21 protein-coding genes, 2 pseudogenes and 1 riboswitch are annotated in these 23,955 nt (G+C 72.9%); of the genes and pseudogenes, 16 read left to right on the forward strand and 7 right to left on the reverse strand.

Annotation, left to right across the window (positions count from 1 at the left end):
• Window positions 1-37: 37 nt before the first annotated feature.
• On the reverse strand, window positions 38-1,435 hold the full coding sequence (locus AB0912_RS06745) for a short-chain fatty acyl-CoA regulator family protein (protein ID WP_366696874.1): 1,398 nt from the start codon (window positions 1,433-1,435) through the stop codon (window positions 38-40).
• A 377-nt stretch (window positions 1,436-1,812) separates the two neighbouring features.
• Here AB0912_RS06745 and aceA point away from each other — a divergent pair, with 377 nt between their 5' ends.
• The 3 genes from aceA to AB0912_RS06760 all read left to right on the forward strand — a co-directional run bounded on the left by aceA (window position 1,813) and on the right by AB0912_RS06760 (window position 5,667).
• On the forward strand, window positions 1,813-3,096 hold the full coding sequence (aceA, locus tag AB0912_RS06750; protein ID WP_366696875.1) for an isocitrate lyase: 1,284 nt from the start codon (window positions 1,813-1,815) through the stop codon (window positions 3,094-3,096).
• Between the two features lie 106 nt (window positions 3,097-3,202).
• A complete protein-coding gene (gene aceB / locus AB0912_RS06755; RefSeq protein WP_366696876.1) occupies window positions 3,203-4,801 on the forward strand; it encodes a malate synthase A in 1,599 nt (532 codons plus the stop codon).
• The gene (locus AB0912_RS06760) at window positions 4,798-5,667 is read left to right on the forward strand and encodes a 3-hydroxybutyryl-CoA dehydrogenase (RefSeq protein WP_366696877.1); all 870 of its coding nucleotides are present in this window, start codon (window positions 4,798-4,800) and stop codon (window positions 5,665-5,667) included. Before aceB ends, AB0912_RS06760 begins: the two co-directional genes overlap by 4 nt.
• A gap of 118 nt (window positions 5,668-5,785) precedes the next feature.
• Here the strand turns inward: AB0912_RS06760 and AB0912_RS06765 are convergent, their stop codons facing one another.
• The 6 genes and pseudogenes from AB0912_RS06765 to AB0912_RS06790 form a co-directional block, all read right to left on the reverse strand.
• On the reverse strand, window positions 5,786-6,544 hold the full coding sequence (locus AB0912_RS06765; RefSeq protein WP_366696878.1) for a CbtA family protein: 759 nt from the start codon (window positions 6,542-6,544) through the stop codon (window positions 5,786-5,788).
• Window positions 6,545-6,566: 22 nt separating this feature from the next.
• Window positions 6,567-6,788 carry a CbtB-domain containing protein gene (locus AB0912_RS06770; protein WP_366696879.1) on the reverse strand — a complete coding sequence of 74 codons (222 nt, stop codon included), beginning with the start codon at window positions 6,786-6,788 and terminating at the stop codon, window positions 6,567-6,569.
• A gap of 37 nt (window positions 6,789-6,825) precedes the next feature.
• Window positions 6,826-6,970, reverse strand: a riboswitch (cobalamin riboswitch).
• A gap of 113 nt (window positions 6,971-7,083) precedes the next feature.
• Window positions 7,084-7,239 (reverse strand): annotated as a pseudogene (locus AB0912_RS06775) (3-hydroxyisobutyrate dehydrogenase); the annotation flags it as partial.
• Between the two features lie 146 nt (window positions 7,240-7,385).
• Window positions 7,386-8,477 carry an enoyl-CoA hydratase/isomerase family protein gene (locus AB0912_RS06780; protein WP_366696880.1) on the reverse strand — a complete coding sequence of 364 codons (1,092 nt, stop codon included), beginning with the start codon at window positions 8,475-8,477 and terminating at the stop codon, window positions 7,386-7,388.
• A pseudogene (locus AB0912_RS06785) lies at window positions 8,474-8,886 on the reverse strand (acyl-CoA dehydrogenase family protein); the annotation flags it as partial. The pseudogene AB0912_RS06785 and the gene AB0912_RS06780, both read right to left, overlap by 4 nt.
• Before the next feature lie 83 nt (window positions 8,887-8,969).
• Entirely contained in the window at window positions 8,970-9,479 is a 510-nt protein-coding gene (locus tag AB0912_RS06790) for a cupin domain-containing protein (protein ID WP_366696881.1), read from the reverse strand.
• A 139-nt stretch (window positions 9,480-9,618) separates the two neighbouring features.
• Between AB0912_RS06790 and AB0912_RS06795 the strand changes: the two genes are divergently transcribed.
• The 13 genes from AB0912_RS06795 to AB0912_RS06855 all read left to right on the forward strand — a co-directional run bounded on the left by AB0912_RS06795 (window position 9,619) and on the right by AB0912_RS06855 (window position 23,952).
• On the forward strand, window positions 9,619-10,053 hold the full coding sequence (locus tag AB0912_RS06795; protein WP_366696882.1) for an Rrf2 family transcriptional regulator: 435 nt from the start codon (window positions 9,619-9,621) through the stop codon (window positions 10,051-10,053).
• Between the two features lie 92 nt (window positions 10,054-10,145).
• Window positions 10,146-11,021 carry a DsbA family protein gene (locus AB0912_RS06800; protein WP_366697035.1) on the forward strand — a complete coding sequence of 292 codons (876 nt, stop codon included), beginning with the start codon at window positions 10,146-10,148 and terminating at the stop codon, window positions 11,019-11,021.
• A gap of 494 nt (window positions 11,022-11,515) precedes the next feature.
• Window positions 11,516-13,120 carry an ABC transporter substrate-binding protein gene (locus tag AB0912_RS06805; RefSeq protein ID WP_366696883.1) on the forward strand — a complete coding sequence of 535 codons (1,605 nt, stop codon included), beginning with the start codon at window positions 11,516-11,518 and terminating at the stop codon, window positions 13,118-13,120.
• 31 nt (window positions 13,121-13,151) lie between these two features.
• On the forward strand, window positions 13,152-14,180 hold the full coding sequence (locus AB0912_RS06810) for an ABC transporter permease (protein ID WP_366696884.1): 1,029 nt from the start codon (window positions 13,152-13,154) through the stop codon (window positions 14,178-14,180).
• Window positions 14,181-14,182: 2 nt separating this feature from the next.
• Window positions 14,183-15,073, forward strand: a complete 891-nt coding sequence (locus tag AB0912_RS06815; RefSeq protein WP_366696885.1) for an ABC transporter permease — start codon at window positions 14,183-14,185, stop codon at window positions 15,071-15,073.
• Entirely contained in the window at window positions 15,070-16,074 is a 1,005-nt protein-coding gene (locus AB0912_RS06820) for an ABC transporter ATP-binding protein (RefSeq protein WP_366696886.1), read from the forward strand. The genes AB0912_RS06815 and AB0912_RS06820 overlap by 4 nt, the downstream gene beginning before the upstream one ends.
• Entirely contained in the window at window positions 16,071-16,958 is an 888-nt protein-coding gene (locus tag AB0912_RS06825; protein WP_366696887.1) for an ABC transporter ATP-binding protein, read from the forward strand. Before AB0912_RS06820 ends, AB0912_RS06825 begins: the two co-directional genes overlap by 4 nt.
• 36 nt (window positions 16,959-16,994) lie before the next feature.
• Window positions 16,995-18,335: an LLM class flavin-dependent oxidoreductase gene (locus AB0912_RS06830; protein WP_366696888.1), complete on the forward strand. Its 1,341-nt coding sequence runs from the start codon at window positions 16,995-16,997 to the stop codon at window positions 18,333-18,335.
• Between the two features lie 175 nt (window positions 18,336-18,510).
• Window positions 18,511-19,545, forward strand: coding sequence for an LLM class flavin-dependent oxidoreductase (locus AB0912_RS06835; RefSeq protein ID WP_366696889.1), 1,035 nt, complete (start codon window positions 18,511-18,513; stop codon window positions 19,543-19,545).
• A gap of 1 nt (window position 19,546) precedes the next feature.
• Window positions 19,547-20,323 carry an alpha/beta hydrolase gene (locus AB0912_RS06840; RefSeq protein WP_366696890.1) on the forward strand — a complete coding sequence of 259 codons (777 nt, stop codon included), beginning with the start codon at window positions 19,547-19,549 and terminating at the stop codon, window positions 20,321-20,323.
• A gap of 49 nt (window positions 20,324-20,372) precedes the next feature.
• Entirely contained in the window at window positions 20,373-20,930 is a 558-nt protein-coding gene (ssuE, locus tag AB0912_RS06845) for an NADPH-dependent FMN reductase (protein ID WP_366696891.1), read from the forward strand.
• Window positions 20,931-21,391: 461 nt separating this feature from the next.
• Window positions 21,392-22,753 carry a bifunctional o-acetylhomoserine/o-acetylserine sulfhydrylase gene (locus tag AB0912_RS06850; RefSeq protein WP_366696892.1) on the forward strand — a complete coding sequence of 454 codons (1,362 nt, stop codon included), beginning with the start codon at window positions 21,392-21,394 and terminating at the stop codon, window positions 22,751-22,753.
• Window positions 22,750-23,952 carry a homoserine O-acetyltransferase gene (locus tag AB0912_RS06855; RefSeq protein ID WP_366697036.1) on the forward strand — a complete coding sequence of 401 codons (1,203 nt, stop codon included), beginning with the start codon at window positions 22,750-22,752 and terminating at the stop codon, window positions 23,950-23,952. Before AB0912_RS06850 ends, AB0912_RS06855 begins: the two co-directional genes overlap by 4 nt.
• Window positions 23,953-23,955: the final 3 nt, after the last annotated feature.

The raw sequence follows: 23,955 nt of genomic DNA on the forward strand, positions 1-23,955 counted from the left end.
ACGCCCTAGGGCCTGATCCGCCGGTGTCGCGGCCGGTTCACTCGGCCACCGGGTACGGCACGAAGGTGCTGGTGTTCTGGTCGATGCGCAGCGGGCTGCCGAGCGGTGGGGCGGCCCGCTGGGGGCAGTCGAGGCGCTCGCAGACGCGGCAACCCATGCCGATGCGGGTGGCCGCCGCCGCGTTGGCGAGGTCGAGGCCGTCGGAGTAGACGAGCCGGTGGGCGTGCCGGAGCTCGCAGCCCAGTCCGATTGCGAAGGTCTTGCCGGGTTCGCCCCAGCCGCCGCGGTGCCGGGTGATGGCGCGCGCGGTCCACAAGTAGCGCTGTCCGTCGGGCATTTCGGCGATCTGGACGTGGATGCGGCCCGGCGCGGCGAACGCCTCGTAGACGTTCCACAGCGGGCAGGTGCCGCCGGCCCGGGAGAAGTGGAAGCCGGTGGCGGACTGGCGCTTGGACATGTTCCCGGCCCGGTCGACGCGGACGAAGGAGAACGGCACCCCGCGCAGCCGGGGCCGCTGGAGGGTGCTCAGCCGGTGGCAGACGGTCTCGTAGCCGAGGCCGTAGCGGTCGGTGAGCCGCTCGATGTCGTAGCGCGCCTCCTCGGCCGCCGTGTGGAAGCTCCGGTACGGGAGGATCAGCGCGGCGGCGAAGTAGTTGGCGATGCCGATGCGGGCCAGGCCGTGGGCGGGCGTGCCCGGGTCGAAGTCCTCGGCGGCCTGCCGGTCGAGTTCACCGCCGTATTCGAGCATGGCCAGTTGGGTCGCCATGCGGAAGGCGCGCTGTCCGGGGCGCAGCCGGCCGGACAGGTGCAGGGTGCGGGTCGGTCCGTCGAAGTGGTGCAGGCACTCGCCCGCCTCGCCGCCGGTGCGGACGCCGTGGTGTTCCGCGAGGCGCGCGGTGAGGGCGCGGACGACGTCGCCCGGGCGGATGCCGATCTCCTCGGCGAGGTCCTCCGCGGCGAGGTCGGTGTCGTGCAGGTAGTTCTGGCGGCGGTAGAAGAAGTCGCGGATCTCCTCGTGGGGCGAGCGGGGCGGTTCGCCCCGGCCGTCGCGGCTCTCCGACGCTCCGGTGAGCCGTTCCGCGAGCTGCTGGTTGCGCCGGCCGAGGTCGAGCAGGACCTTGGCCACCGCAGGCATCCGGGAGGCGAGTTCGGCGAGATCGGTGGCGGACACCCGGGCCTCGGTGATCTCGCCCGCGAGGGTCTCGCGCAGGTCGGCGACCAGCCGGCTGGTGTCCCGCTCGGAGAAGAAGCCGGGGTCGACGCCGAAGGCCTCGGTGAGCCGGAGCAGCACGGGCACGGTGAGCGGCCGGGAGTCGTGCTCCATCTGGTTCAGATAGCTGGGTGAGATGTCCAGGAGGCGGGCCAGCTCGGCCTGGTTCATCCGGCGTTCCTCGCGCAGCCGGCGCAGGCGCGCTCCCGCGTAGATCTTGCTCACCGCGTGTCCTCCGTGCTCAGGGCGCGGTCAGCTTACCGGCACCGGCCCGTCCCGCACCCTTCGCAAACTTGGCAAAGAGGGGCGGAAAGATTCACAGAGGTTGACATCCGTCCACGCTTGATGGCACTCAGTGCCAGTGCCACAGTCTGAGTGCGGCCCGCCGGACCCCGGCGGTCAACACCCGGAACCGGGGTGCGATTCATGCCCTGACGTCGGCTATCCCGGCACGGGCGGCGACCCGCACCGGCAGCGTTGCTCACCCGCGCCAGACGGCGCCACGGCGGGCCGCATCCCGGCAGGACGACACACAGTGCCACCTCCGTTCGACTGGAACGGGAGGGTTGGCAATCCGTACACAACGAGGAGACGTGACGGTCATGGCAGAGGCGAGGACACAGGCGGCCGAGGAACTCGCGCGGCGCTGGGCCACCGACCCCCGGTGGAAGGGCATCGAGCGCACCTACAGCGCGCAGGACGTGGTCCGGCTCGCCGGGAGCGTCCGCGAGGAGCACACCCTGGCCCGGCGCGGTGCCGAGCGTCTGTGGCGCCAACTGCGCGAGCGGGACTACGTCCACGCCCTCGGCGCGCTCACCGGCGGCCAGGCCGTCCAGCAGGTCAGGGCGGGCCTCCAGGCCATCTACCTGTCCGGCTGGCAGGTCGCCGCCGACGCCAACCAGGCCGGGCACACCTACCCCGACCAGAGCCTCTACCCGGTCAACTCGGTGCCGCAGGTGGTCCGCCGGATCAACAACGCCCTGCTGCGCGCCGACCAGATCGCCACCGCCGAGGACGCCGGCGACACCACCGACTGGCTCGCGCCGATCGTGGCCGACGCGGAGGCCGGGTTCGGCGGTCCGCTGAACGCCTTCGAACTGACCAAGGCGATGATCGCGGCGGGCGCGGCGGGCATCCACTACGAGGACCAGCTCGCCTCGGAGAAGAAGTGCGGCCACCTCGGCGGCAAGGTGCTGGTGCCGACCTCGCAGCACATCCGCACCCTCAACGCGGCCCGTCTCGCGGCCGACATCGCGGATGTGCCCACGCTCATCGTGGCCCGCACGGACGCGCTGGCGGCCAGCCTGCTCACCAGTGACGTGGACGAGCGCGACGCCGAGTTCGTCACCGGCGAGCGGACCGCGGAGGGCTTCTACCGGGTCCGGAGCGGCATGGCCCCGGTCATCGCCCGCGGTCTCGCCTACGCCCCCTACGCCGACCTGATCTGGGTGGAGACGGGCACGCCGGACCTGGAGCAGGCCCGCGAGTTCGCCGAGGCCGTCCACGCCCGGTACCCGGACCAGATGCTGGCGTACAACTGCTCGCCCTCCTTCAACTGGAAGGCCGCGCTGGACGACGACCAGATCGCCAAGTTCCAGCGGGAGCTGGGCGCGATGGGCTACCGGTTCCAGTTCATCACCCTGGCCGGCTTCCACTCGCTCAACCACGGCATGTTCGACCTGGCCCGCGGTTACGCCGAGCACGGCATGACGGCCTACGTCGACCTCCAGGAGAAGGAGTTCGCGGCGCAGGCGCAGGGCTTCACCGCCGTCAGGCACCAGCGCGAGGTCGGCACCGGCTACTTCGACCTCGTCTCCACGGCCGTCAACCCCGCCTCCTCCACCACCGCCCTCTCCGGGTCCACGGAGGAAGAGCAGTTCCACTAGTCCGGCCCCGGTCCTCCGGGCGACGACCCGCTCCGCCCCCGGCCGGGCGGGGGCCGTACGGACGTCCCGTGCGCCCCCGCCCCCCTCCTCCCCTCTGGAGATCCCGATGTCCATCACCGCACCGACCCGGCGTCTTCGCGTCCTCGCGGCGCCCGGCGACCGGCACGACGAGATCCTCACCCCGGCCGCCCTCGACTTCGTCGGCAGCCTCGTCGCCGCCTTCGGCGCGCGCCGGCGCGAACTGCTCAAGGAACGCAGGCGGCAGGCCCTGCGCGTCGCGGCCGGCACCCCGCTCGACTTCCCGATCGTCACCTCCGCCGTGCGCGCCGACCCGGCCTGGCGCGTCGCCCCGGCCGCGCCCGGCCTGACCGACCGGCGCGTCGAGATCACCGGGCCGCCGGAACGCCGGACGGCGGTCGACGCCCTCAACTCCGGTGCCCGGGTGTGGATGGCGGACTTCGAGGACGCCACCGCGCCCACCTGGGACAACGTCGTCGGCGGCCAGCTCACGCTGCTCGACGCGATCGAGCGGCGCCTCGACTTCACCACGGCGGACGGCGAGGAGTACCGGCTCGCCGACCCCGCCCGGCTCCCCACCATCGTGGTCCGGCCGCGCGGCTGGCATCTCACCGAGGACCACCTGGAGTTCGGCGGCGGCCCGGTGCCGGCCGCCCTGGTCGACTTCGGCCTGTACTTCTTCCACTGCGCGCGGCGCCAGATCGACGCCGGCCGGGGACCGTACTTCTATCTGCCGAAGCTGGAGAACCGCTACGAGGCCCGGCTGTGGAACGACGTGTTCCTGCTCGCGCAGGAGTTGCTGGACATCCCGCGCGGCACGGTCCGGGCGACCGTCCTCATCGAGACGATCACCGCGGCGTTCGAGATGGAGGAGATCCTCTACGAGCTGCGCGAGCACAGCTCGGGTCTCAACGCGGGCCGCTGGGACTACCTGTTCAGCCTGATCAAGACCCTCGGTCACCGGACCGACTTCCTGCTGCCCGACCGGGCGCGGGTGACGATGACCGCGCCCTTCATGCGGGCGTACACCGAACTCCTGGTACGCACCTGCCACAAGCGGGGCGCGCACGCGATCGGCGGTATGGCGGCCCAGGTGCCGAGCGGGGACCCGGCAGCCCGCGAGGCGGCGCTCGCCATGGTGCGGCTCGACAAGGAACGCGAGGCGGAGGACGGCTTCGACGGTTCCTGGGTGGCGCATCCGGGGCTCGTGCCGGTGTGCCGTGAGGTGTTCGACGGGGTGCTGCGGGACCGGCCCGACCAGATCGACCGCACCCGGGACGACGTCAAGGTCACCGCCGCTGACCTGCTCTCGGTGCGCCGGATCGGCGGCCCGCCGACACCGGAGGGGGTGCGCGTCAACATCGCGGTGGCGCTGCGCTATTACGCGGCCTGGATGAACGGACGGGGTGCCGTCGCCCTGTACGGCCTCATGGAGGACGCGGCCACCGCGGAGATCGCCCGGGTGCAGATCTGGCAGTGGCTGCGGCACCGGGTGATCGACCGGATGACCGTGCTCGACGTGCTGGACGAGGAACTGGCGGCGCTGGGCGCCGAGTTCCCGTGGGCCGGCCTGGACGCGGTGCGCGGTCTGTTCGAACGCACCGCCCTGTCCGGCGAGTTGCCGCTCTTCTTCACGCCGGACGCCTACGCCGGCCACCTCGTGCGGCACGCGGAGCCCCGGTCGTGACCGCCGCCGTCGAGCGCGTCGGTGTCGTCGGCGCCGGGCAGATGGGCGCGGGGATCGCCGAGGTCTGCGCGCGGGCCGGCCTGGACACGGTGGTGTGCGAGGCGGACGCGACGGCCGCGCGCGGGGCGCGGGAGCGGGTCGCGGCCTCGCTCGACCGTGCGGTGCGCCGGGGCAGGCTGGAACGGGAGGCGGCGCGGGAGGCGCTCGACCGGATGGTCTTCACCGGGAGTCTGGACGACCTGGCCGACCGCCAACTCGTGGTCGAGGCCGTCGTCGAGAACGCCGCCGCCAAGACCGAGGTGTTCGCCGCGCTCGACAAGATCGTCCAGGACCCGGCGGCGGTCCTCGCGACGAACACGTCCTCGCTGCCGGTGATGCGCCTGGGCATGGCCACCGGCCGCGCCGACCGGGTGGTGGGCCTGCACTTCTTCAACCCGGTCCCGGTGCTGCCGCTGGTGGAGGTGGTGGCCTCGCTGCACACGTCCGCGGACACGGTGGCCGCCGTGGAGGCCTTCGCCACCGGCACCCTCGGCAAGACGGTCGTACGCTCCCGCGACCGGGCCGGCTTCGTCGTCAACGCCCTCCTCGTCCCGTATCTGCTGGCCGCCGTCCGGATGGCGGAGTCCGGCTTCGCCACCGCGGCCGACATCGACGCCGGCATGGAGCTGGGCTGCGCCCATCCGATGGGCCCGCTCAAACTGGCGGACATGATCGGGCTCGACACGGTCGCCTCGATCGCCGAGTCCCTCTACGACGAGTTCAGGGAGCCCCTCTACGCCCCTCCCCCGCTGCTCCAGCGGATGGTCGAGGCGGGCCTGCTGGGCCGCAAGTCCGGCCGGGGGTTCCACGTGTACGGGCAGGACTGAGCGACCTGGCGGCGCGTCCCTCCTCCCGGGGGTTCGGAGGGTACGGGAACGCGAGAAGGCCCCCGGGCGGGCCCGAGAGGCCTTCTCGCGTTGCGCTTGTGTCCTGGTCCTGAAGTGATCAGTTCGCGGCCGGAACCGTCCGGCCGGAGGGGACCGCCGCGGGCTTGGGTTCCAGCAGGCGTTGGGCCAACTCACCGAAGACGAGCCCGAATCCGCCCCACAGGGCGGCCTGCATGGCGAGCGCGGAGAGCCGGAAGCGCCAGAGCAGCGTGGCGGGGAAGTCCTTGGGGACCTCGTTGATCACGGGCAGGAACTCGTACGCCAGGCCGATCACGACGGCGAAGGCGAGCACGGCGACGACCGTCGCGTTCCAGTTGCCGAGCCTCGGGGCGAGCCGCTTGCCGAGGATGGTGGCGGCGACGGCCAGCAGCACGCTGAGGACCATCATCAGGAAGTACAGGGTGGTCCGCTTGCCGATGGTGTCGGGGTCGCCGACTGACGGCGGGTTGGCCGGGTACTTCAGGAACGGCACGACGTACACGGCGAGCAGCGCGCAGCCCGAGAGCAGGAGCGCGGTCGCGCGGGCGCCGAACCGGCCGACGCGGCCGAGGGCGAAGCAGTACGCCAGGGCCGCGATGCCGCCGAAGGCGATGCCGTAGAGCAGGACGCCGGTGGCGAGGCCCGCGGTGGACTGGAGGCTGCGGGAGACGAGTTCGACCTCGTGCTCGTGCGCCGGGGCGTGCGCCTCCTCGAAGCCGATCGCGCTGTCGACGTTCGGCTCGCCGAGGAAGTAGGCCACGACCAGGGCGAGGACGCCTGCTCCGAGGCCCGCGAGCATGCCGCGGACCAGGAGGTTTCTTACCGTTGCGGAGTTCATGGGCAGGTGCTTGTCTCTCGCGTCAGTGGCAGGGGAATCCGAGCAGGTGGCGGGCGTCGTGCACCCACTCGTGGACGTCCTCGCCCGAGACGACGGAGGTGGCGCCCTGTTCGGCGCCGACGAAGTACAGCAGGACCAGCATCAGGATGCCGAAGAAGACCGCCCAGGGTGCTATCGCCTTGAGCGGCAGCTTGGCGGGAACGACGGGGGTGGTGGCTGTCGGCGGAGCGACGGTCTGCGCCATGGCAGGACCTCCTCGGGAGTTCGCGTCCCATCTCGGTGGTGCACTGGATGACGTCTACGGGTCTGACTTGCGAGGCGTCCAGCGGACTGGGGCGTCTCGTTCACAGTGGCGCGACCGTGCCGGATTCCCACCGGCTTCCGTTCTGACGTCATCGATATCGCACCGACGGTACCGCGTGACGGGTACCTGGCCAAGACCGTGCCACCTGGCGTGATCTTCCTCTCGCACCAGGTGACACGGTCCGCCGGGGCCGCGGGCACGGTCCCGGGGCAGCCGCGGTCGGCCGGCGGCGTGGTCACGCGCGCGCGGCGCCACGCTCCCTGATGGCCCGGACGACGCCGGAGAAGTCCTCGGCCGCTCCGACGCGTTCGGCGTACCGCGCGTACAACTCGGTGGCACGGAGGCGGAGTTCGGCGCGCACTCCGCCGGCGCGCGCCGCGCCGGCCGCGAGGTCGTGTCCGCGGAGGCGGTGTCCGGCCTTGACGAGGTTCGCGGCCTTGACGAGGTTCTCGGCCTTGACGGGGTTCTCGGCCTTGACGGGGTTCTCGGCCTTGGGCCCGTCCATGTGTCCGAGTCCGATGAACGCGACGGTGCGGGTCACCAGGCCCGCTCCGCGGCGGTGCTGGGTCCGGCGAGCCCGAGTTCGCGGTCCCCGAGGGGAGCGAAGAAGCGCTCGACGTCGGCGTCGGTGACCTCGGCGAGGGTGGCCGGGGACCAGTGCGGGTCGCGGTCCTTGTCGATGATCCGGGCCCGGATGCCCTCGACCAGGTCATGGGCGGACAGCAGGGCGCAGGAGACGCGGTACTCCTGGTCGAGGACGCGCTCAAGCGGCCCGAGCCGCCGGGCCCGGCGCACCGAGGCCAGGGTGGTCTTCACGGCGGTGGGCGAGTGGGCGAGCAGGGTCCCGGCCGCCTCCTTGGCAGCCGGGTCGCCTACGGCGAGCAGCCGGCGCACGATCTCCTCCACGGTGTCGGCGCGGTAGCAGGCGTCGATCCACTCACGGCGCTCCGTCAGCTCCGCGGGTGGCGGCGGCTGTACGTGCCGGGCCAGGGCTTCCCGTACCGGCAGGCCGGCGAGGTCGGCGACCAGCGCGGGGAGCGCGGCGGACGGCACGAAGTGGTCGGCGAGGCCGCACAGCAGGGCGTCGCCCGCGGTGACCGATGTGCCGGTGAGGGCGAGATGGGTGCCCAGCTCGCCGGGGGCGAGGGCAAGCAGGTAGGTGCCGCCGACGTCGGGCACGAAGCCGATGCCGGTCTCGGGCATGGCGATCCGGGACCGCTCGGTGACGACGCGGACGCTGCCGTGCGCGGAGACGCCGACGCCGCCGCCCATCACGATGCCGTCCATGAGGGCGACGTAGGGCTTGGGGTAGCGGGCGATCCGGGCGTTGAGGCGGTACTCGTCGCGCCAGAACGCGGCGGACGCGGTGCCGTCCCCGTCGCGCGCGTCGTCGTGCACGACCCGGATGTCGCCGCCCGCGCACAGGCCGCGTTCCCCGGCGCCGGTGATGACGACGGTCCGTACGGCCGGGTCGTGCTCCCAGGCGGTGAGGGCCTGGTCGATCCGGCGGACCATGGCGTGGTTCAGGGCGTTGAGGGCGCGGGGCCGGTTGAGGGTGATGTGGGCGGCCCGGCCGTCGGTGTGCAGCAGGACGGGGTCGGCGGCGGCCGGGGTGTCGGTTCCGCTCATCCGAGGGCCTCCGTCAGGCCGCGGGCCACGATGACGCGCATGATCTCGTTGGTTCCTTCCAGGGTCTGGTGGGCACGCGGGTCACGGACGATCTTCTCGATGCCGTACTCGCTCAGGTGCCCCTATCCTCCACGCAGTCGCGGGGCCCGTTCCGCGACCGCGTGGCCCGTGTCGATGGCGAAGCGCTTCGCCATGGCGCACAGGTACGGCGCCCGGGGTCACCGGCGTCCAGGGGCCGCGCGGCCTGGCGCACCAGGGCGCGGGCGGCGGCGAGTTCGGTGGCACCACCCCTCCCCCGGTGGCACCACCCCTCCCCCAGGAGCTTGCGGGTCCTGTTGCCGATCGCCGCGATGTGATCGGCGTCGAACGCGTGCCGCAGCCCGAGGGTGCGGGCGGTGACGCGGACGCGGATCGCCCGACGGCCGGGAAAGCGGGTCCCGCCCGGCGGCGGGAAGAGCACTCCGTGTCGCGCCACCCCCGAGGTGCGGAGGTTCAGCCTTCGTCGTCCGCCGTCAGCACGTAAAGCTGGGGCAGGTTGACCACGATCGCCTCCTGGGTGCTGCGGGCGATGACGACGACGGCCTCCTCCGCCGGGTCGGGGTTCTCCTCGCGGTGCGGGACGAACGGCGGTACGAAGATGTAGTCGCCGGGCGAGGTGCGCAGCCGGATCTCCTCGGGCTCGGCGCCGGTTCCGTCGAGGAAGACGAACTCGGGGTGCCCGCTCACCACGTAGATGGCGGTCTCGGACGCGCCGTGGTGGTGGTCCGAGGACGAGGTGGCGGGGGCGACGTGGGTCTGGCCCATCCACAGCTTCTCGGAGCCCACCGTGTGGCCGCTGACGGCGGCGAACCGGCGCATGCCGCCGGTCTGCGCGGTGTCACCGTCGAGCGCGTCGGCGCGGATGTGGTGCAGACGGGTCCGCAGGGGCGGCAGGGACTCGCCCGCGGTGTCCGGGAGATGGGGGTGGAAACCTTCACCGGGGGTCGTCAGCGGCTGGCTCATGTGGGGCGACGCTAGAGCCGCCCCGAAAAGGATGTCAAGAGGTGTCCATTACCCGTCACCTGCGGCAATGTTCCCGCAATGTAGGTGCGGAAGCGGTGGAGGCCCCCGCGCGGGGCGCCGCGTCGGGCATCATGGCGGCATGCATATCTCCGCGAAGGCGGACTACGCCACGCGGGCGCTGCTCGAACTCGCCCGCGAGCCCGCCAGGCCCCTCACCTGCGAGGCCATCGCCTCCTCCCAGCAGATCCCCTTCCGGTTCCTGAAGTCCGTTGTCGGCGAGTTGCGCCGGGCCGGCCTGGTGCGCAGTCAGCGCGGCTGCGAGGGCGGGTACTGGCTCGGCCGGCCCGCCGGCGAGGTCACGCTGCTGGACGTCGTACGCGCCGTGGACGGCGAGCTGATCACCCTGCGCGGTGAGCCGCTGGCCGGCCTGGACTACCCCGGTCCCGCCGCCGGACTGCCCGGCGTGTGGCGGCAGATCGAGGCGGACGCCGCCGCGGTGCTCGGCGGGACGACCCTGGCCGCGCTGCTGCCCGCGGAGGCGGGCGGGCTGCTCAGCCAGAAGGGAGCCGCGTGAGGGCCGCGCCGCCCGGCACCGGGCCGGCGGCGGGCGGGCACCCCGGTTTCGGCGGGCACCCCGGTTTCGAGGTCGTCGAGTACACGGACCCGCTGTGTCCGTGGGCCTGGGGTTCGGAGCCGGTGTTCCGCCGGCTGCGCGCCGGACTCGCGGGCCGCGCCCGCTGGCGTCGCGTGTACTGCCTGCTGTTCGACCACGACGACGACCCGCCGCCCGATCCGGCCGCCGAGACCGCCTGGTACGCGCGGTACGTCGAGGAGATCAGCGCCCACACCGGCGCGCCGAGGCCGGCCCGGCTGAGCCGGGTGGCGGCGAGTTCCTGGCCGGCCTCGCTGGTCGCCAAGGCCGCCGAACGGCAGGGCGCCGAGGTGGCCGACCGGGTGCTGCGGCGGCTGCGGGAGAGCGTCTTCGTGCTCGGCGAACCGGCGGACACCACGCCGCTCGCCCTCGCGGCGGTACGGGGCGTACCGGGCCTGGACCATGCCCGGTTGGCCGCCGACGCGGCCTCGGCCGGGGTGCTGGACGCGGTACGCGCCGATCACGCCGAGGCGCGCCGCCCGGTGCCCGAGGTGCTTTCCGTGTCCGAGGGGCCGGCCGGCGGGTCGCCGCACCCCGGCGCCGCCAAGGAGACCCCGGACGGGGGCCACCGGTACGCGCTGCCGACGCTCCTGTTCCGCACCCCGGACGCGTTCCGGGTCGTACCGGGCTGGCGGCCCTACGCCGAATACGTGTCCGCCTGCGCGGAGTTGAGCCCGGGTTCGCTGACGGACCCCGTACGGCTCGCTCCGGCGGAGGCGCTCGCCCGGTACCGCAGCCTGACCGAGCCGGAGCGCCGCGTGCTGACGGACGGTCCCTGGCCGCCCGCGACGGCGGTCCGGGGGGACACCGGCGGCGGCCCCGTGTGGCTGCATCCGCGGGAAGCCGCGGTGCACCCGGCCCACGGCGGAAGGCCTGCCACAGAGGCCTGACAGGCTCCTGAGCAGGGGTCAGAGCCCGTCCCGCCCAATGAGACACCAATTGGTGTCCATTGACAGCCGCCGAGCGCCGCCCCCAGGATGTGCCCATGCTCACGACGCATCCCGGCGTGGAGTGCCGCTACGTGGACCTGCGGCGCACCTGCAGCGCTCTCTGTCGCTGACCGCCCGCCCACCGCGGCCCCAAGGCGCCTGACGCCGCGTTCCCCGGCCCCGGCACCGGCCCCTCGCCGGCCCGCCGCCCGACGGCCGTCACCGCGCGCCGACTCCGCACCGCCCCGTCGTTGCCCTCTCTCCCCCGGCCTTCCGGCCGCCCTCCTCGCGATCCGCCGACGTCTCACGCCCTGAGCCCGGCACGCCTGTGCGCGCAGCGAAGCCGCGCCGGCGTGCCCGCACGGGCCACGCGGCACCGGCGAGAGGGCGTGCCGTCCTCGCTCCCGCTCCGGTGCCCCGGCGCGGCCGGGAGCCCTCGCAGAAAGAAAACACAGATGTCTGGACGACTCACGCCCCCAAGCCCCGCCACGGCCCTGCGCGCCGTCGGCTCCGCGACCGCCCTCCGCGGTCTCCGGCGATCCGGCCGGCTGCGCGCGGCGGCCCTCGGGACCGCCCTCGCCTCCGTGCTCGTCCCCGCCCTCAGCGCCTGCGGCGGCGAGGCGGCCTCGGCCGGCGGCGGCACCGCCGCTCTGAAGTGGACCTCGTCCTACTTCCCCACCCACTGGGACCCGGTCGTCGGCGGCAGCGGCGCCCAGTTCCGCGAACTCTCCCTGGTCTACGCCTCGTTGACCCGCACCGACGAGACCGGCAAGGCGGTTCCGGATCTCGCCAAGAGCTGGGAGTACAACGCCAAGGGCGATGTCATCACCTTCCATCTGCGCCCCGGGCTGAAGTTCAGCGACGGCACGCCGGTCGACGCCGCCGCGGTGAAGGCCGCGATCGAACGCGCCCAGAAGCAGAAGAACTCGGCTCTCTTCGGCGACCTGACCTCCATCAAGTCCGTGGAGGCCAACGGCCTCGACGCGGTGGTCCGGCTCACCCAGGTCGACTACCAGATACCGCAGTTGCTCGGTGAGCGCGTCCTGCAGATCGCCAGCCCCAAGGCGGCCGCCTCGCCCGAGAAGCTGGACCAGAAGCCGGTCGGCGCGGGCCCGTTCATCGTCACCCAGCTCGTGCCGGGCACCAAGGCGGTCCTGAAGAAGAACCCCGACTACTGGGACGCCAAGAACATCCACATCGACAACGTCGAGCTGACCTCCGCCCCCGACGCCTCCACCGTCGTCTCCGGCCTCCAGACCGGCGTCTACAACTTCGCGGACATCGAGCCCAGTCAGGCCGACGCCGCCAAGAAGGCCGGCCTCGACGTGTTCGTACAGCCCGGCTTCAACGCGTCCAACATCAGCCTCAACGTGAACAAGGCGCCCTTCGACAACGACAAGGTCGTCGACGCGGTGCGGTACGCGATCAACCGTCAGGAGTTCGTCGACAAGCTGACGTTCGGCTACGGCTCGGTGACCAACCAGCCCTTCCCCAAGGGATACGTGGCCTTCGACCCGCAGTCCGCGAACGCCTACGCCTACGACCCGGCGAAGTCCAGGAAGCTGCTCGGCGAGGCCGGCTACAAGGCCGGGGACATCAAGCTCAGCCTGGTCATCCCGGCGGAGGACCCGCAGGCCGAGATCGTCCAGGCCCAGTTGGCGAAGGTCGGCATCAAGGTCACCATCAAGGTCGACAAGAACTGGGCCACGCCGTTCTTCGCGAAGAACCTGACCTTCTCGCTCTACGGGACGACCGGACGCGACTCGGCGGCGCAGACGCTGACCGCGCACTTCGGCCCGAACGGCCCGCTCAACCTCAGCACCCCCTACGAGCCGGCCGGCTTCGAGGCGGCCATCGCCAAGGTCCGGCAGACACCGCTCGACTCGCCCGACTACACGAAGGTCCTCCAGGCGGCGACCCGGGCCGGGCTCAAGAGCAAGGCGCTCGTCTTCACGTACTCCTCGCCCAACCTCATCGCCAAGAGCAAGTCCATCTCCGACCTGCCGAAGAACCCCGCCCACATCGACTGGACCGGCGTGACCATCTCCGGCGGCAACTGACCCGCCGCCCATCCCAGAGAGGAGGCACTCCATGACGACGACGAAGGCACCGGCCCCGCACGGCGTGCGCCGTCCGGCCGCGGCAGCCCGGACCCGGCACACCCTGGTCCGTGTGCTGGCCACCCTCGCCCGGTCGGTCGCGATCTTCGTGCCCGTCTTTCTCGTCGCGACGTTCGTGACGTTCGCGCTGCGGTCCCTGAGCGGACTCAGCCCGGCGCGCATCCAGCTCGGCGAGGAAGCCACCCCCGAGGCGATCGCCAGGGTCGAGGCCCAGTGGGGGCTCGACCGCCCGTTCCTGACGCAGTACGCGGACTGGTTCGGCGGTGTCCTGCACGGGCAGCTCGGCGCGAGCTGGACCAACGGCGCCGACATCTCCACCCTCATCGGCCTCGGCCTCGGGGTGAGCCTGTCGGTGGCGACCTTCGCCCTGCTCATCGGCGTGGTCGCCGGGTTCGCCCTCGGCACGGTCGCGGCGCTGCGGCGCACCACCTGGGTCGACCGCGCGATCACCGGGTTCGTCACGCTGATCTCGGTGATGCCCGCCTTCGTCGTCGGCATCGTGCTGGTCGCGGTCTTCGCGGTGGGTTTGCATCTGCTCCCGTCCGCCGGTTACGTGCCGGCGGAGCAGGGGTTCGGGCCGTGGCTCGCCCACATCACCCTGCCCGCGATCGCGCTCAGCTTCGACGTCGTCGCCGACGTCGCCCGCCAGTTGCGCACCAGTCTCATCGCCGCCTACCGGGAGAACTACGTGACGGGGGCGGTGGTCCGGGGGCTGAGTCCGCGCCGGATCTTCTTCCGCCATGTGCTGCGCAACGGCCTGGGGCCCGCGCTCGCCACGCTCGGCCTGAAGTTCCCCGCGCTGGTCGGCGCGTCGGTGGTGACGGAGTGGATCTTCGGGCTCCAGGGTTTCGGACGGTTCGCCAACGACTCGGCGCAGGCCGGAGACGTACCGGCCGTGCAGGGGGTCCTGGTGGTGTCCATCGTCCTGGTCGTGGTCTTCAACCTGATCGTCAACCTGGTGCTGGCACGGGTCACGCCGGCCTCGCAGCGGGGGGTGTGACCATGGTGCGCCGTGTTCTCGCCCTCACCTCCGGCCGGATCGCCGTGGCCGTGCTCGTCGCGATCGCCCTGCTGGCCCTGCTCGGGCCGCTGCTGGCACCGCAGAATCCCCTCGCCACCAGCGACCACACGCTCGCCGCCGCCTCGGGCGCCCACTGGCTGGGGACCGACTACCTCGGCCGTGACGTGTTCAGCCGGCTCCTCGACGGCTCCCGCGTGAGCGTCCTCGGCGCTCTGGAGGTCGCCCTCACGGCGCTCGCCATAGGCGCCGTCCCGGGCATCCTGTCGGTCTACCTCGGCCGGGTTTTCGAATGGATCACCCTCCGGCTCACCGACACGCTGGTCGCCCTGCCGTTCCTGCTGTTCGCCGTCGCCGTGATCGCGCTGCTCGGCAACGGCCTCACCCAGGCGATGCTGGTCACGGGCGCGCTGGTCTCCCCGCTGTTCTACCGGGTGGCCCGTGCCGCGACCCTGTCCGTCGCCCGCTCGCCGTACGTGGAGGCGGCGCTCATCTCCGGTGCCTCCATCGGCTGGGTGGTGCGCCGGCACGTGTGGGCCAAGGTGCTGCCGCCCATCGCGGTGGCCCTCGCGCAGACGATCGGGGTCGGCTTCGTCATCGTGTCGAGCCTGACCTTCCTCGGCATCGGCGTCCAGCCGCCGGCCCCGACCTGGGGCGGTCTGCTCGCCTCCGACCTCGGCTATCTCAGCCATCAGCCGTGGGCGCCGGTCGTCCCGGCCCTGCTGATCATGGTCACCGTCTGGGCCTGCAACCTCCTCGCCGACGCGATCCGCGACGTCTCCGGCGAGGCGGGCCGCGCGCTGGTCAACAACCGCAAGGCCCGCGCGAACCGGCGGCGCGCGGCCGACCCCGCCCCCGCAGGAGGTGCGCGATGACAGCCCTGTCCGAGAAGGTCCTCACCACCGAGTCCACCGAAGCCACGGAGACCACCGAGGCCACCGAAGCCGCCGAAGCCGCCGAAGCCAAGGAGACCGCTGAGGCCACGAAGACCCCTGAGGCCGAGAAGACCACCGCGGCCGAGGAGAGCGCCCGTCCCGGGCCGGGTCGCCCCGCCGAGTCCGCGGCGCCCGTGCTGGCCGTGCGCGACGTCCGGATCGGCGATCTGGCGGGCGACAGGGAGATCGTGCACGGCGTGAGCTTCACGCTCACCCCGGGCAGGGCGGTCGGCATCGTCGGCGAGTCCGGCAGCGGAAAGACCCTCACCTGCCGTGCCGCGCTGGGCATCCTGCCCGCGCACTTCGAGATCACCGGCGGCTCGGTGGAGATCGACGGCACCGACATCGCCGGGCTGTCGCCGGCCCGGTGGACGGAGCTGCGCGGTGCCACCATCAGCGCGGTCTTCCAGGACCCGGCGTCGTATCTCAACCCGTCGATCCGGGTGGGCACGCAGATCGCCGAGGTCGTCCGGGTCAAGAACGGGCTGAAGCGGCGGGCCGCGCGCCGCCGGGCGGTGGAACTGCTGCGCGCGGTGCACCTGCGGGACCCGGAGCTGGTCCACGACCAGTATCCGCACGAGCTGTCCGGCGGGATGCTGCAACGGGTCCTCATCGCGGCGGCGATCGCCGCCGGGCCGAGGATCCTCATCGCCGACGAGGCGACCACCGCGCTCGACGTGACCGTCCAGGCCGAGATCCTCGATCTCCTGGCCGACCTGCGGGAATCGACCGGACTGGCCCTCGTCGTGGTCTCCCACGACCTGGCCGTCGTCGCCCAGTTGTGCGACGAGGTCCTGGTCATGCGCCAGGGCGAGGTCGTCGAGCAGGGCCCGACGCGCGAGGTGCTCCACGCCCCGCGGCACGAGTACACCCGGCTGCTGATCGCCGAGCACGAGCAGTACGGCCTCGACACCTTCCTCGCGCCCGGGGAGGACGCATGAGCACCACCGACGCCCTGACCGGCCCCGCGTCCCCGGCCGCCACCGCCGCCGAGGCGCCGGCCGGACCCGTCCTGTCGGTCCGGGACCTGGAGGTCCACTACGGGCTGCGCAGACGACGGCGGCGCGCCCTGCACGGCGTCACCCTCGACGTCACCCCGGGGGAAACCGTCGGCGTCATCGGCGAGACGGGCTCCGGCAAGTCCACCCTGGCCCGCGCCGTGCTCGGCCTGGTGCGCGCCTCCTCGGGGTCGGTCGTCGTCGCCGGTGAGGACGTCAGCTCCTACGGCGCCCGCCAGTGGCGCGCGCTGCGCCGCCGCGGAGTCGTGCAGTACGTCTTCCAGGACCCCCTGCGCAGCCTCGACCCGGACCTCACCGTCGAGACCTCTCTCGCCGAACCGCTGCTCGTCGCGGGCGTGTCCCGCGAGGAGGCCGGCCGCCGGGTGCGCGCCTTCCTCTCCCGGGTGCGGCTCACCGAGGACCTGCTCGACCGGCTGCCCGGCGAGCTGTCCGGCGGTCAGCGTCAGCGCGTCGCGGTGGCGCGGGCGTTGGTGACCGAACCGCGCGTGGTCATCCTGGACGAGCCGGTCAGCGCCCTCGACTCGGCGAACCGCGTGCAGATTCTGCAGATCCTCAAGGAGCTGCGCGACGACGGGGTCGCCCTCGTCTTCATCTCCCACGACCTCGGCTCGGTCGCCGGGATCGCCGACCGAGTCGCCGTGCTGTACCAGGGCGAACTGGTCGAGGTCGGCCCCGTGCGCGAGGTCATCACCCGGCCCCGGCACGCCTACACGCGCCTTCTCGTCCGCTCCGCGCCCACGCTGCGCTCTGCGCCCGCCGACCGCGCCGAGCGCGAGGCCCTGCGCGCCGCTCTCCTGCACTCCTGAGCCCACCCCCGGACCCGACAGACAGGAACCCGACCCATGCCCCGCACCATCCATCTCGCCCTGCACCCCTACGGCGTCGGCGGTCCCGGCCAGCACGGCCTGTGGAAGGACCCGCGCGTCGCGAAGAACTCCAGCATCGACATCGACTACTACATCCGGCTGGCGAAGGCGGCCGAACACGCCCTGTTCGACGCCCTGTTCATCGTCGACAGCCAGTTCATCAACGCCACCTACCCGGCGCACTACCTCAACCGCCTGGAACCGCTGACCCTGTTGTCCGCGGTGGCCACCCACACCCGGCACATCGGCCTGGTGGGCACGGCGAGTTCGACGTACAACTCGCCGTTCAACCTGGCCCGCCGGTTCGCCTCCCTGGACCACATCAGCGGCGGCCGGGCCGGCTGGAACGTCGTCACGAGCTTCGACACCGGCACCTCCCGCAACTTCGGGCTGGACGAACACCTCGACTACAGCACGCGCTACGGCCGCGCCCTGGAGTTCGTGCAGGTGGCCCGGGGGCTGTGGGACTCCTACGAGGACGACGCCTTCCCGGCGGACGTCGAGCGCGGCGTCTTCCTCGACCCGGCCAAGCTGCACGCGCTCGACCACGTGGGCGAGCACTTCAAGGTGGCCGGGCCGCTGAACCTCTCCCGCTCGCCGCAGGGCCAGCCCGTGATCTTCCAGGCCGGTGTCTCCGAGGAGGGCCGCGACCTCGCCGCGCAGGTCGCCGAGGGCATCTACGCGCCGGGCGGCACCCTCCAGCAGGCGCGGGAGTACTACGCCGACATCAAGAAGCGCACCGCCTCCTACGGCCGCGACCCCGAGCACATCAAGATCTTCATCCACGGGGGCCCGGTCGTCGCGGCCACGGACGAGGCGGCCCGGCGCCGGGAGCGGGAGATCTTCGAGGAGGACAACGACTTCGAGCGCAACCTCGCCCTGCTCGGCCGCTCCTTCGGCGCCTACGACTTCAGCGCGCACGACCTGGACGGGCCGTTCCCCGATGTCGCGCACCTCGCCGAGAAGGGCGGGCGCACGGGGGCGGCGAAGCTCATCGAGCGGGCCCGCGAGCAGAACCTGACGCTGCGTCAAGTGGCCGAGTCGGTGAACCAGTTCCGCAACTCGCCGTTCGTCGGGGCGCCGCAGACCGTCGCCGACACCATCGAGGAGTGGTTCGACGCCGGCACCTTCGACGGCATCAACCTGGCGTTCCGCACCGAGGAGGAGCTGAACCTCTTCGTCGACGGTGTCGTCCCGATCCTCCAGAAGCGCGGCCTGTTCCGCACCGAGTACGCGGCCGACACCCTGCGCGGCAACCTCGGCCTGCCCGTCCCGGCCAACCGCAACACGCGTGAGCCGCAGCTCGTGAGCGACTAGCCACCAGCCACCAGCCACCAGCCACCAGCCACGCAACTGGGCAGCGGCGCCGGAGGTTCCGGGCGGTGCCCGTGCTCCCCGCCATACGCATCCCACCGCCTTCCTCCCTCACGGCACCGCCCGGCCGGCTTCCCGTCGCCGGCCGGGCGGTGCCCGACACGAAAGGCAGCACCTCATGACGAGCGAGCGACCACGCTTCCGGCTCGGCTTCCTCACCCATGTCCAGGGGCGCGACCAGGACATCGCCCGCACCTACCGCAACGCGCAGGAACTGTTCGTCGTGGCGGACGAACTCGGTTTCGACGTCGGCTGGGTCGCGCAGCACCATGTCGCGCTCGGCGGCGGCGGACTGTCCTCGCCCTGGACGTTCCTCGCGCACGCCGCCGCGCGCACCACCCGGATCCGCCTCGGCACCGCCATCACCGTGCTCCCGCTGGAGGACCCGGTCCGCCTCGCCGAGGACGTCGCCACCGTCGACGCGCTCAGCGGCGGCCGGGTCGAGATCGGCGTCGGCAGCGGGACGAGCGGCCTGGAGTACGCCGCGTTCGGCCAGGACCCGGCCCGCAAAAGGGAGTTGACCAGCGAGCACCTCGACGTCCTGCGCCGGGCGCTGGCCGGCGACGAGGTGCGGGCGCCCGGCTTCCGTATCCAGCCGCGCCCCGGCGGCTTCGACGACCGGGTGTGGCAGGGCGTGTTCAGCGCCCAGGGAGCCCAGTACGCGGCGCGCGGCGGCTCGCAGCTCCTGCTCAACCGGGCCGCCTACGGCTACGACGCCCCCACCGACGAGGTGCAGCGGCCGTGGGCGGACGCCTATCTCGCCGCCTGGGACCGGCCGTACCGCCCGCGCGTCGGCCTGTCCCGCTTCGTCTTCCCGGCCAAGGACCGGCGCACGGCGCTCCGCGCGATCGGCGACGACGTCCACCGGGCGGCGCTGCGGATGGCCGAGAATGGCGCCTTCCCCAAGGGCCTCGGCCAGGACGAGGCGCTGCGCCGCTTCCACTCCTTCCACGGCCATCCGGAGGAGATCGTCGCGAACCTGCGGCAGGAGAAGGTGCTGCCCGTGGCGACCGACCTGATCACCCAGTTCAACCCCGCCGTCCCCGACCACGACGCCGCCGTGCACGCCCTCGAACTCATCGCGACCGAGGTGGCACCCGCCCTCGGCTGGCAGCCCGCGCGCACCGCCGAACCCGCATCCGCAGGAGTGTGAGATGACCCAGTACACCGACCACCACGGACCCGAGGGCCTTCTGATCCGGGGCACGGTCATCGTGGTGCCCGGCCGCGGCGAGACCCGCGACACCTACACCCGCTTCGCGCGGCGGCTCGCCGTCGACGCCTACCGCGTCCGGGTGGTGGACGCCCCGGTCCTCGACTCCGGCGACCCGGACGGCTCGCTGACCGCCCTGGCCGAGCGGCTCGCCGAGGCCGTCGAGGGTACGGCCTCCCCGGAGGGCGTGGCCCGGCCGGTGGTGCTGGCCGGCGCGGACAGCGGGGCCGCCGCGCTCGCCGCGCTCCTCGCCGGGACCGGCCGGCCGGCGGCGCTGGAGCCGGACGCGCTGGTCCTCGCCGGACTTCCCGGTCCGTCGGCCGCATCGACGGCCGGCGTCGACTCCTGGGACGACGAACTCGACGTCCGTACGTCCTGCCCGACCCACCGGGGGACGCTCACCGAGGACGCCGAGGTCAGGCGCGGCTCCCTCGGCGACGCGGTCCCGGAGGCGGTGCTCGCCGCGGCGTACGAGAGCGAGAGCGGCGTGCCCACTCTGCTGCTCGCCGGCGACGCGGACCCGCTCGCCGACCACGAGGCGCTCGCCCGTGCCGCGAAGTCGCTGCCGCGGGCCCGCCTCTCGGTCGTCCACGGCGCCCACCACGACGTCCTCAACGACCTCCAGCACCGCTCGGTGGCCGCCGAGGTCGTGACGTTCCTCGAAGCGCTGCGCAACGACCTGCGGCCGCAGGTCACCGTGCGGTCCAGCGCCTGGTGACCGCGCCCGTCCCGTCCGCCCGCCCGACCCCCGACCCGGAAGGTCCCTCATGGCCGTGATCCTGTCCGTCTCCGGCAGCCCCTCCCCCACCTCCCGCACCACACGTCTGCTGCGCCACCTGGACGAACGGCTCCGGCTCCAGGGGCACGAGGTGACCCCGCTGGAGGTGCGCGCGCTGCCCGCCGAGGCGCTGCTCGGCGCCGACTTCCGGCACCCGGCGATCATCGAGGCGACGGCGCGGTTCGAGCAGGCGGACGGTGTGGTCATCGGCACCCCCGTCTACAAGGCCGCCTACTCGGGCCTGCTGAAGTCGTTCCTGGACCTGCTTCCGCAGTACGCGCTGGCCGGCAAGACGGTGCTGCCGCTGGCCACCGGCGGCAGCACCGCCCATGTCCTCGCCATCGACTACGCGTTGCGTCCGGTGCTGACGTCCATGGGCGCGTCGCACATCGTGCCCGGCTGGTTCACCCTGGACAAGGACATCGTCGTCGGCGAGGACGGCACGCCGGCGGTCGCGCTCGCCGCGGCCCAGGCCCTGGAGCAGGTCACGGACCACTTCTCCGCCGCGCTGGGCGGCCGGACGACGGTGCTGGCGTCGACCGCGTGAGCGACCACCCGGGCGGACCCCCGCCGACGGGCAACACGGCTAGTGAAGACCGTATGTGACGGATCGTCAGGACGGTTCGTGGACGGCCTCGGGGGCCGGGAGGCCGCGCGTGGTCCGTGTTCCGCGGAGCCGTCCCGACTCCCGCCGTTCCGCTGGTGTGCCGTGACCAACTGTGGTTACCTGGCTGCATGACCGTGCTCGTGACCCGCCGCCACGTCGATTACGTGCGTGTCACCACCACGGGTTGTCGCGCCGTGAGCTGACCCTTCACCCGGCGCCGCGCACTCTCTCCTCCCCTTCTCCACCACCGCACTCCGCGCTGCCCGCGGGCTCTTCGGGCCGGGGCACGCGGGGCGGTGGCGCGTACGCCCACACCTTCGCTCGCCCACACCCCCGCTCGCGCGCACCGACGCACCCGTGCGCCTCCGTACCCGCACCCGCACACCGCACCAGGGAGAACCATGAGCCAGCCCATCGACTCCGTCACCGCGGGGCACACCCCCGACGAGGAGCCCACCGGCCCCGACACCTCCGCCTGGTCGTTCGAGACCAAGCAGATCCACGCAGGCGCCGTGCCCGACCCGACGACGGGGGCCCGGGCGGTGCCGATCTACCAGACCAGCTCGTTCGTCTTCCGCGACACCCGGCACGCGGCGGACCTCTTCTCCCTCGCCGAGCCCGGCAACATCTACACCCGCATCCACAACCCCACCCAGGACGTCTTCGAACAGCGGATCGCGGCGCTGGAGGGCGGCGTCGCGGCCGTGGCGCTCGCGTCCGGCCAGGCGGCGGAGACCCTCGCGATCCTGACGCTGGCGTCCGCCGGCGACCACATCGTCTCCAGCACCTCCCTGTACGGCGGCACGTACAACCTGTTCCGCCACACGCTCCCCCGGTTCGGCATCGAGGTGTCGTTCGTGGACGACCCGGACGACGCCGAGGCCTGGCGTGCCGCGATCCGGCCGAACACCAAGGCGCTGTTCGCGGAGACGCTCGGCAATCCGCGCGGAAACGTGCTCGACGTGCGGGCCGTGGCCGACGTGGCGCACGAGGCGGGCGTCCCGCTGATCGTCGACAACACCGTGCCCACGCCCTACCTGCTGCGCCCCATCGAGCACGGCGCCGACATCGTCGTCCACTCCGCGACCAAGTTCCTCGGCGGTCACGGCACGACGATCGCCGGTGTCGTGGTCGACGGCGGCACCTTCGACTTCGGCGCCCACCCCGACCGCTTCCCCGGCTTCACCGAGCCCGACCCCAGCTACCACGGCCTCCAGTACTGGCCGGCGCTCGGCCCGGGCGCCTTCGCGGTCAAGCTGCGGGTGCAGTTGCTGCGCGACATCGGACCCGCGCTCTCCCCGCACTCCGCGTTCCTGCTCCTCCAGGGCGTGGAGACGCTCAGCCTGCGGATCGAGCGGCACTCCTCGAACGCGCGGGCGCTGGCCGAGTGGCTGGAGCGGCGCGACGAGGTGGCCGCCGTCCACTACCCCGGACTGCCGTCCAACCGGTGGTACGAGGCGGGGCAGCGGTATCTTCCGCGCGGCGCCGGAGCGGTCCTCGCCTTCGAGCTGCGCGACGGGGTCGAGGCCGGGAAGCGGTTCGTGGACGCCGTCGAGCTGTTCAGCCACCTGGCCAACATCGGCGATGTGCGCAGCCTGATCATCCACCCCGCCTCCACCACCCACAGCCAGCTCGACGAGGCGCAGCTGGCGGCGACCGGCACCTCGCCCGGTCTGGTGCGGCTCTCGGTCGGCATCGAGAACCTCGCCGACCTCAAGGCGGATCTGGAGGCAGGTTTCCGCGCGGCCAAGGGCGCGTCCTGAACACCGAGGTCCCCGCGTCCGGGGCTCCCCTCCCGCCGGCCTCCGGGGGCTGGCGGGAGGGGGACCCGTCCGGCCGCCGCCGGTGGCACCTCCTGGACAAGGCGCTCCCTTTGGAGGCGGGCGGTGAACTCCCCGGTGTCAGGCTGGCGTTCGAGACCTGGGGGCGGCTCGCGCCGGACGGTTCCAACGCCGTGCTGGTGCTGCACGCGCTCACCGGTGACAGTCATGTCGCCGGTCCGGCCGGGCCCGGTCATCCGACGGCCGGCTGGTGGGACGGGCTGGTCGGGCCGGGGCTCGCCCTGGACACGGACCGCTGGTTCGTCGTAGCGCCGAACGTGCTCGGCGGCTGCCAGGGAAGCACCGGCCCGTCCTCGCCCCGCCCGGACGGCCTGCCCTGGGGCGGTGCCTTCCCGTTCCTGACCCAGCGCGACCAGGTGGCGGCGGAGGCGGATCTGGCCGACGCGCTGGGGGTCGGCCGGTGGGCGCTGGTGGTCGGCGGTTCCATGGGCGGCATGCGGGCTCTGGAGTGGGCGGTGTCGTATCCGCAGCGCACGGACGCGTTGCTGCTGCTGGCCACCACGGCGGCGGCGAGCGCGGAGCAGATCGCCTGGGCCGGCATCCAGGTCCGGGCGATCCGGAGCGACCCGAACTGGCGCGGCGGCGACTACCACGGCGCCCCGCCGGGGGCCGGTCCGCACACCGGGCTGGGGCAGGCCAGGCGCCTCGCCCATGTCACGTACCGCAGCGAACCCGAACTGGCCGTCCGCTTCGGCCGGGCGCCGCAGTCCGCGGAGGACCCGTGGAACGGCGGCCGCTACCAGGTGCAGTCCTATCTGGACCACCACGCGGCCAAGCTGGTGCGCCGCTTCGACGCCGGCAGCTATGTGACGCTGACGGAGGCCATGAACAGCCACGACGTCGGGCGCGGCCGTGGCGGCACACGGGCGGCCCTGGGCCGGGTCACCGCGCGGACCCTGGTGGCCGGGGTCGACTCCGACCGCCTCTATCCGCCGTCCCAGCAGGCCGAGTTGGCCGCGGGCATCCCCACGGCGGACCGCCCGCGGGTGATCGAGTCGCCGTACGGGCACGACGGTTTCCTCATCGAGGTGGCGCAGGTCGCCGCGCTGGTCGGCGAACTGACCGGCCGCCGGGACGGGACCGGGCCGCCCGGGCGGCTCAGCGTCCCTCCGCGACGCTGAGCC

The sequence above is a fragment of the Streptomyces sp. NPDC007084 genome (assembly GCF_040703595.1).
In the GTDB taxonomy this organism is placed as follows: Bacteria; Actinomycetota; Actinomycetes; order Streptomycetales; family Streptomycetaceae; genus Streptomyces.

Excerpts from the sequence above, each read along its gene's own strand:
- AB0912_RS06810 (WP_366696884.1), top strand. The coding sequence starts at position 13,152 with ATGACGACGACGAAGGCACCGGCCCCGCACGGCGTGCGCCGTCCGGCC.
- AB0912_RS06790 (WP_366696881.1), bottom strand. The coding sequence starts at position 9,479 with ATGAGCCAGCCGCTGACGACCCCCGGTGAAGGTTTCCACCCCCATCTC.
- AB0912_RS06805 (WP_366696883.1), top strand. The coding sequence starts at position 11,516 with ATGTCTGGACGACTCACGCCCCCAAGCCCCGCCACGGCCCTGCGCGCC.
- AB0912_RS06820 (WP_366696886.1), top strand. The coding sequence starts at position 15,070 with ATGACAGCCCTGTCCGAGAAGGTCCTCACCACCGAGTCCACCGAAGCC.
- AB0912_RS06835 (WP_366696889.1), top strand. The coding sequence starts at position 18,511 with ATGACGAGCGAGCGACCACGCTTCCGGCTCGGCTTCCTCACCCATGTC.
- AB0912_RS06765 (WP_366696878.1), bottom strand. The coding sequence starts at position 6,544 with ATGAACTCCGCAACGGTAAGAAACCTCCTGGTCCGCGGCATGCTCGCG.
- aceB (WP_366696876.1), top strand. The coding sequence starts at position 3,203 with ATGTCCATCACCGCACCGACCCGGCGTCTTCGCGTCCTCGCGGCGCCC.
- AB0912_RS06795 (WP_366696882.1), top strand. The coding sequence starts at position 9,619 with ATGCATATCTCCGCGAAGGCGGACTACGCCACGCGGGCGCTGCTCGAA.
- ssuE (WP_366696891.1), top strand. The coding sequence starts at position 20,373 with ATGGCCGTGATCCTGTCCGTCTCCGGCAGCCCCTCCCCCACCTCCCGC.
- AB0912_RS06815 (WP_366696885.1), top strand. The coding sequence starts at position 14,183 with ATGGTGCGCCGTGTTCTCGCCCTCACCTCCGGCCGGATCGCCGTGGCC.
- AB0912_RS06840 (WP_366696890.1), top strand. The coding sequence starts at position 19,547 with ATGACCCAGTACACCGACCACCACGGACCCGAGGGCCTTCTGATCCGG.
- aceA (WP_366696875.1), top strand. The coding sequence starts at position 1,813 with ATGGCAGAGGCGAGGACACAGGCGGCCGAGGAACTCGCGCGGCGCTGG.
- AB0912_RS06850 (WP_366696892.1), top strand. The coding sequence starts at position 21,392 with ATGAGCCAGCCCATCGACTCCGTCACCGCGGGGCACACCCCCGACGAG.
- AB0912_RS06825 (WP_366696887.1), top strand. The coding sequence starts at position 16,071 with ATGAGCACCACCGACGCCCTGACCGGCCCCGCGTCCCCGGCCGCCACC.
- AB0912_RS06830 (WP_366696888.1), top strand. The coding sequence starts at position 16,995 with ATGCCCCGCACCATCCATCTCGCCCTGCACCCCTACGGCGTCGGCGGT.
- AB0912_RS06780 (WP_366696880.1), bottom strand. The coding sequence starts at position 8,477 with ATGAGCGGAACCGACACCCCGGCCGCCGCCGACCCCGTCCTGCTGCAC.
- AB0912_RS06770 (WP_366696879.1), bottom strand. The coding sequence starts at position 6,788 with ATGGCGCAGACCGTCGCTCCGCCGACAGCCACCACCCCCGTCGTTCCC.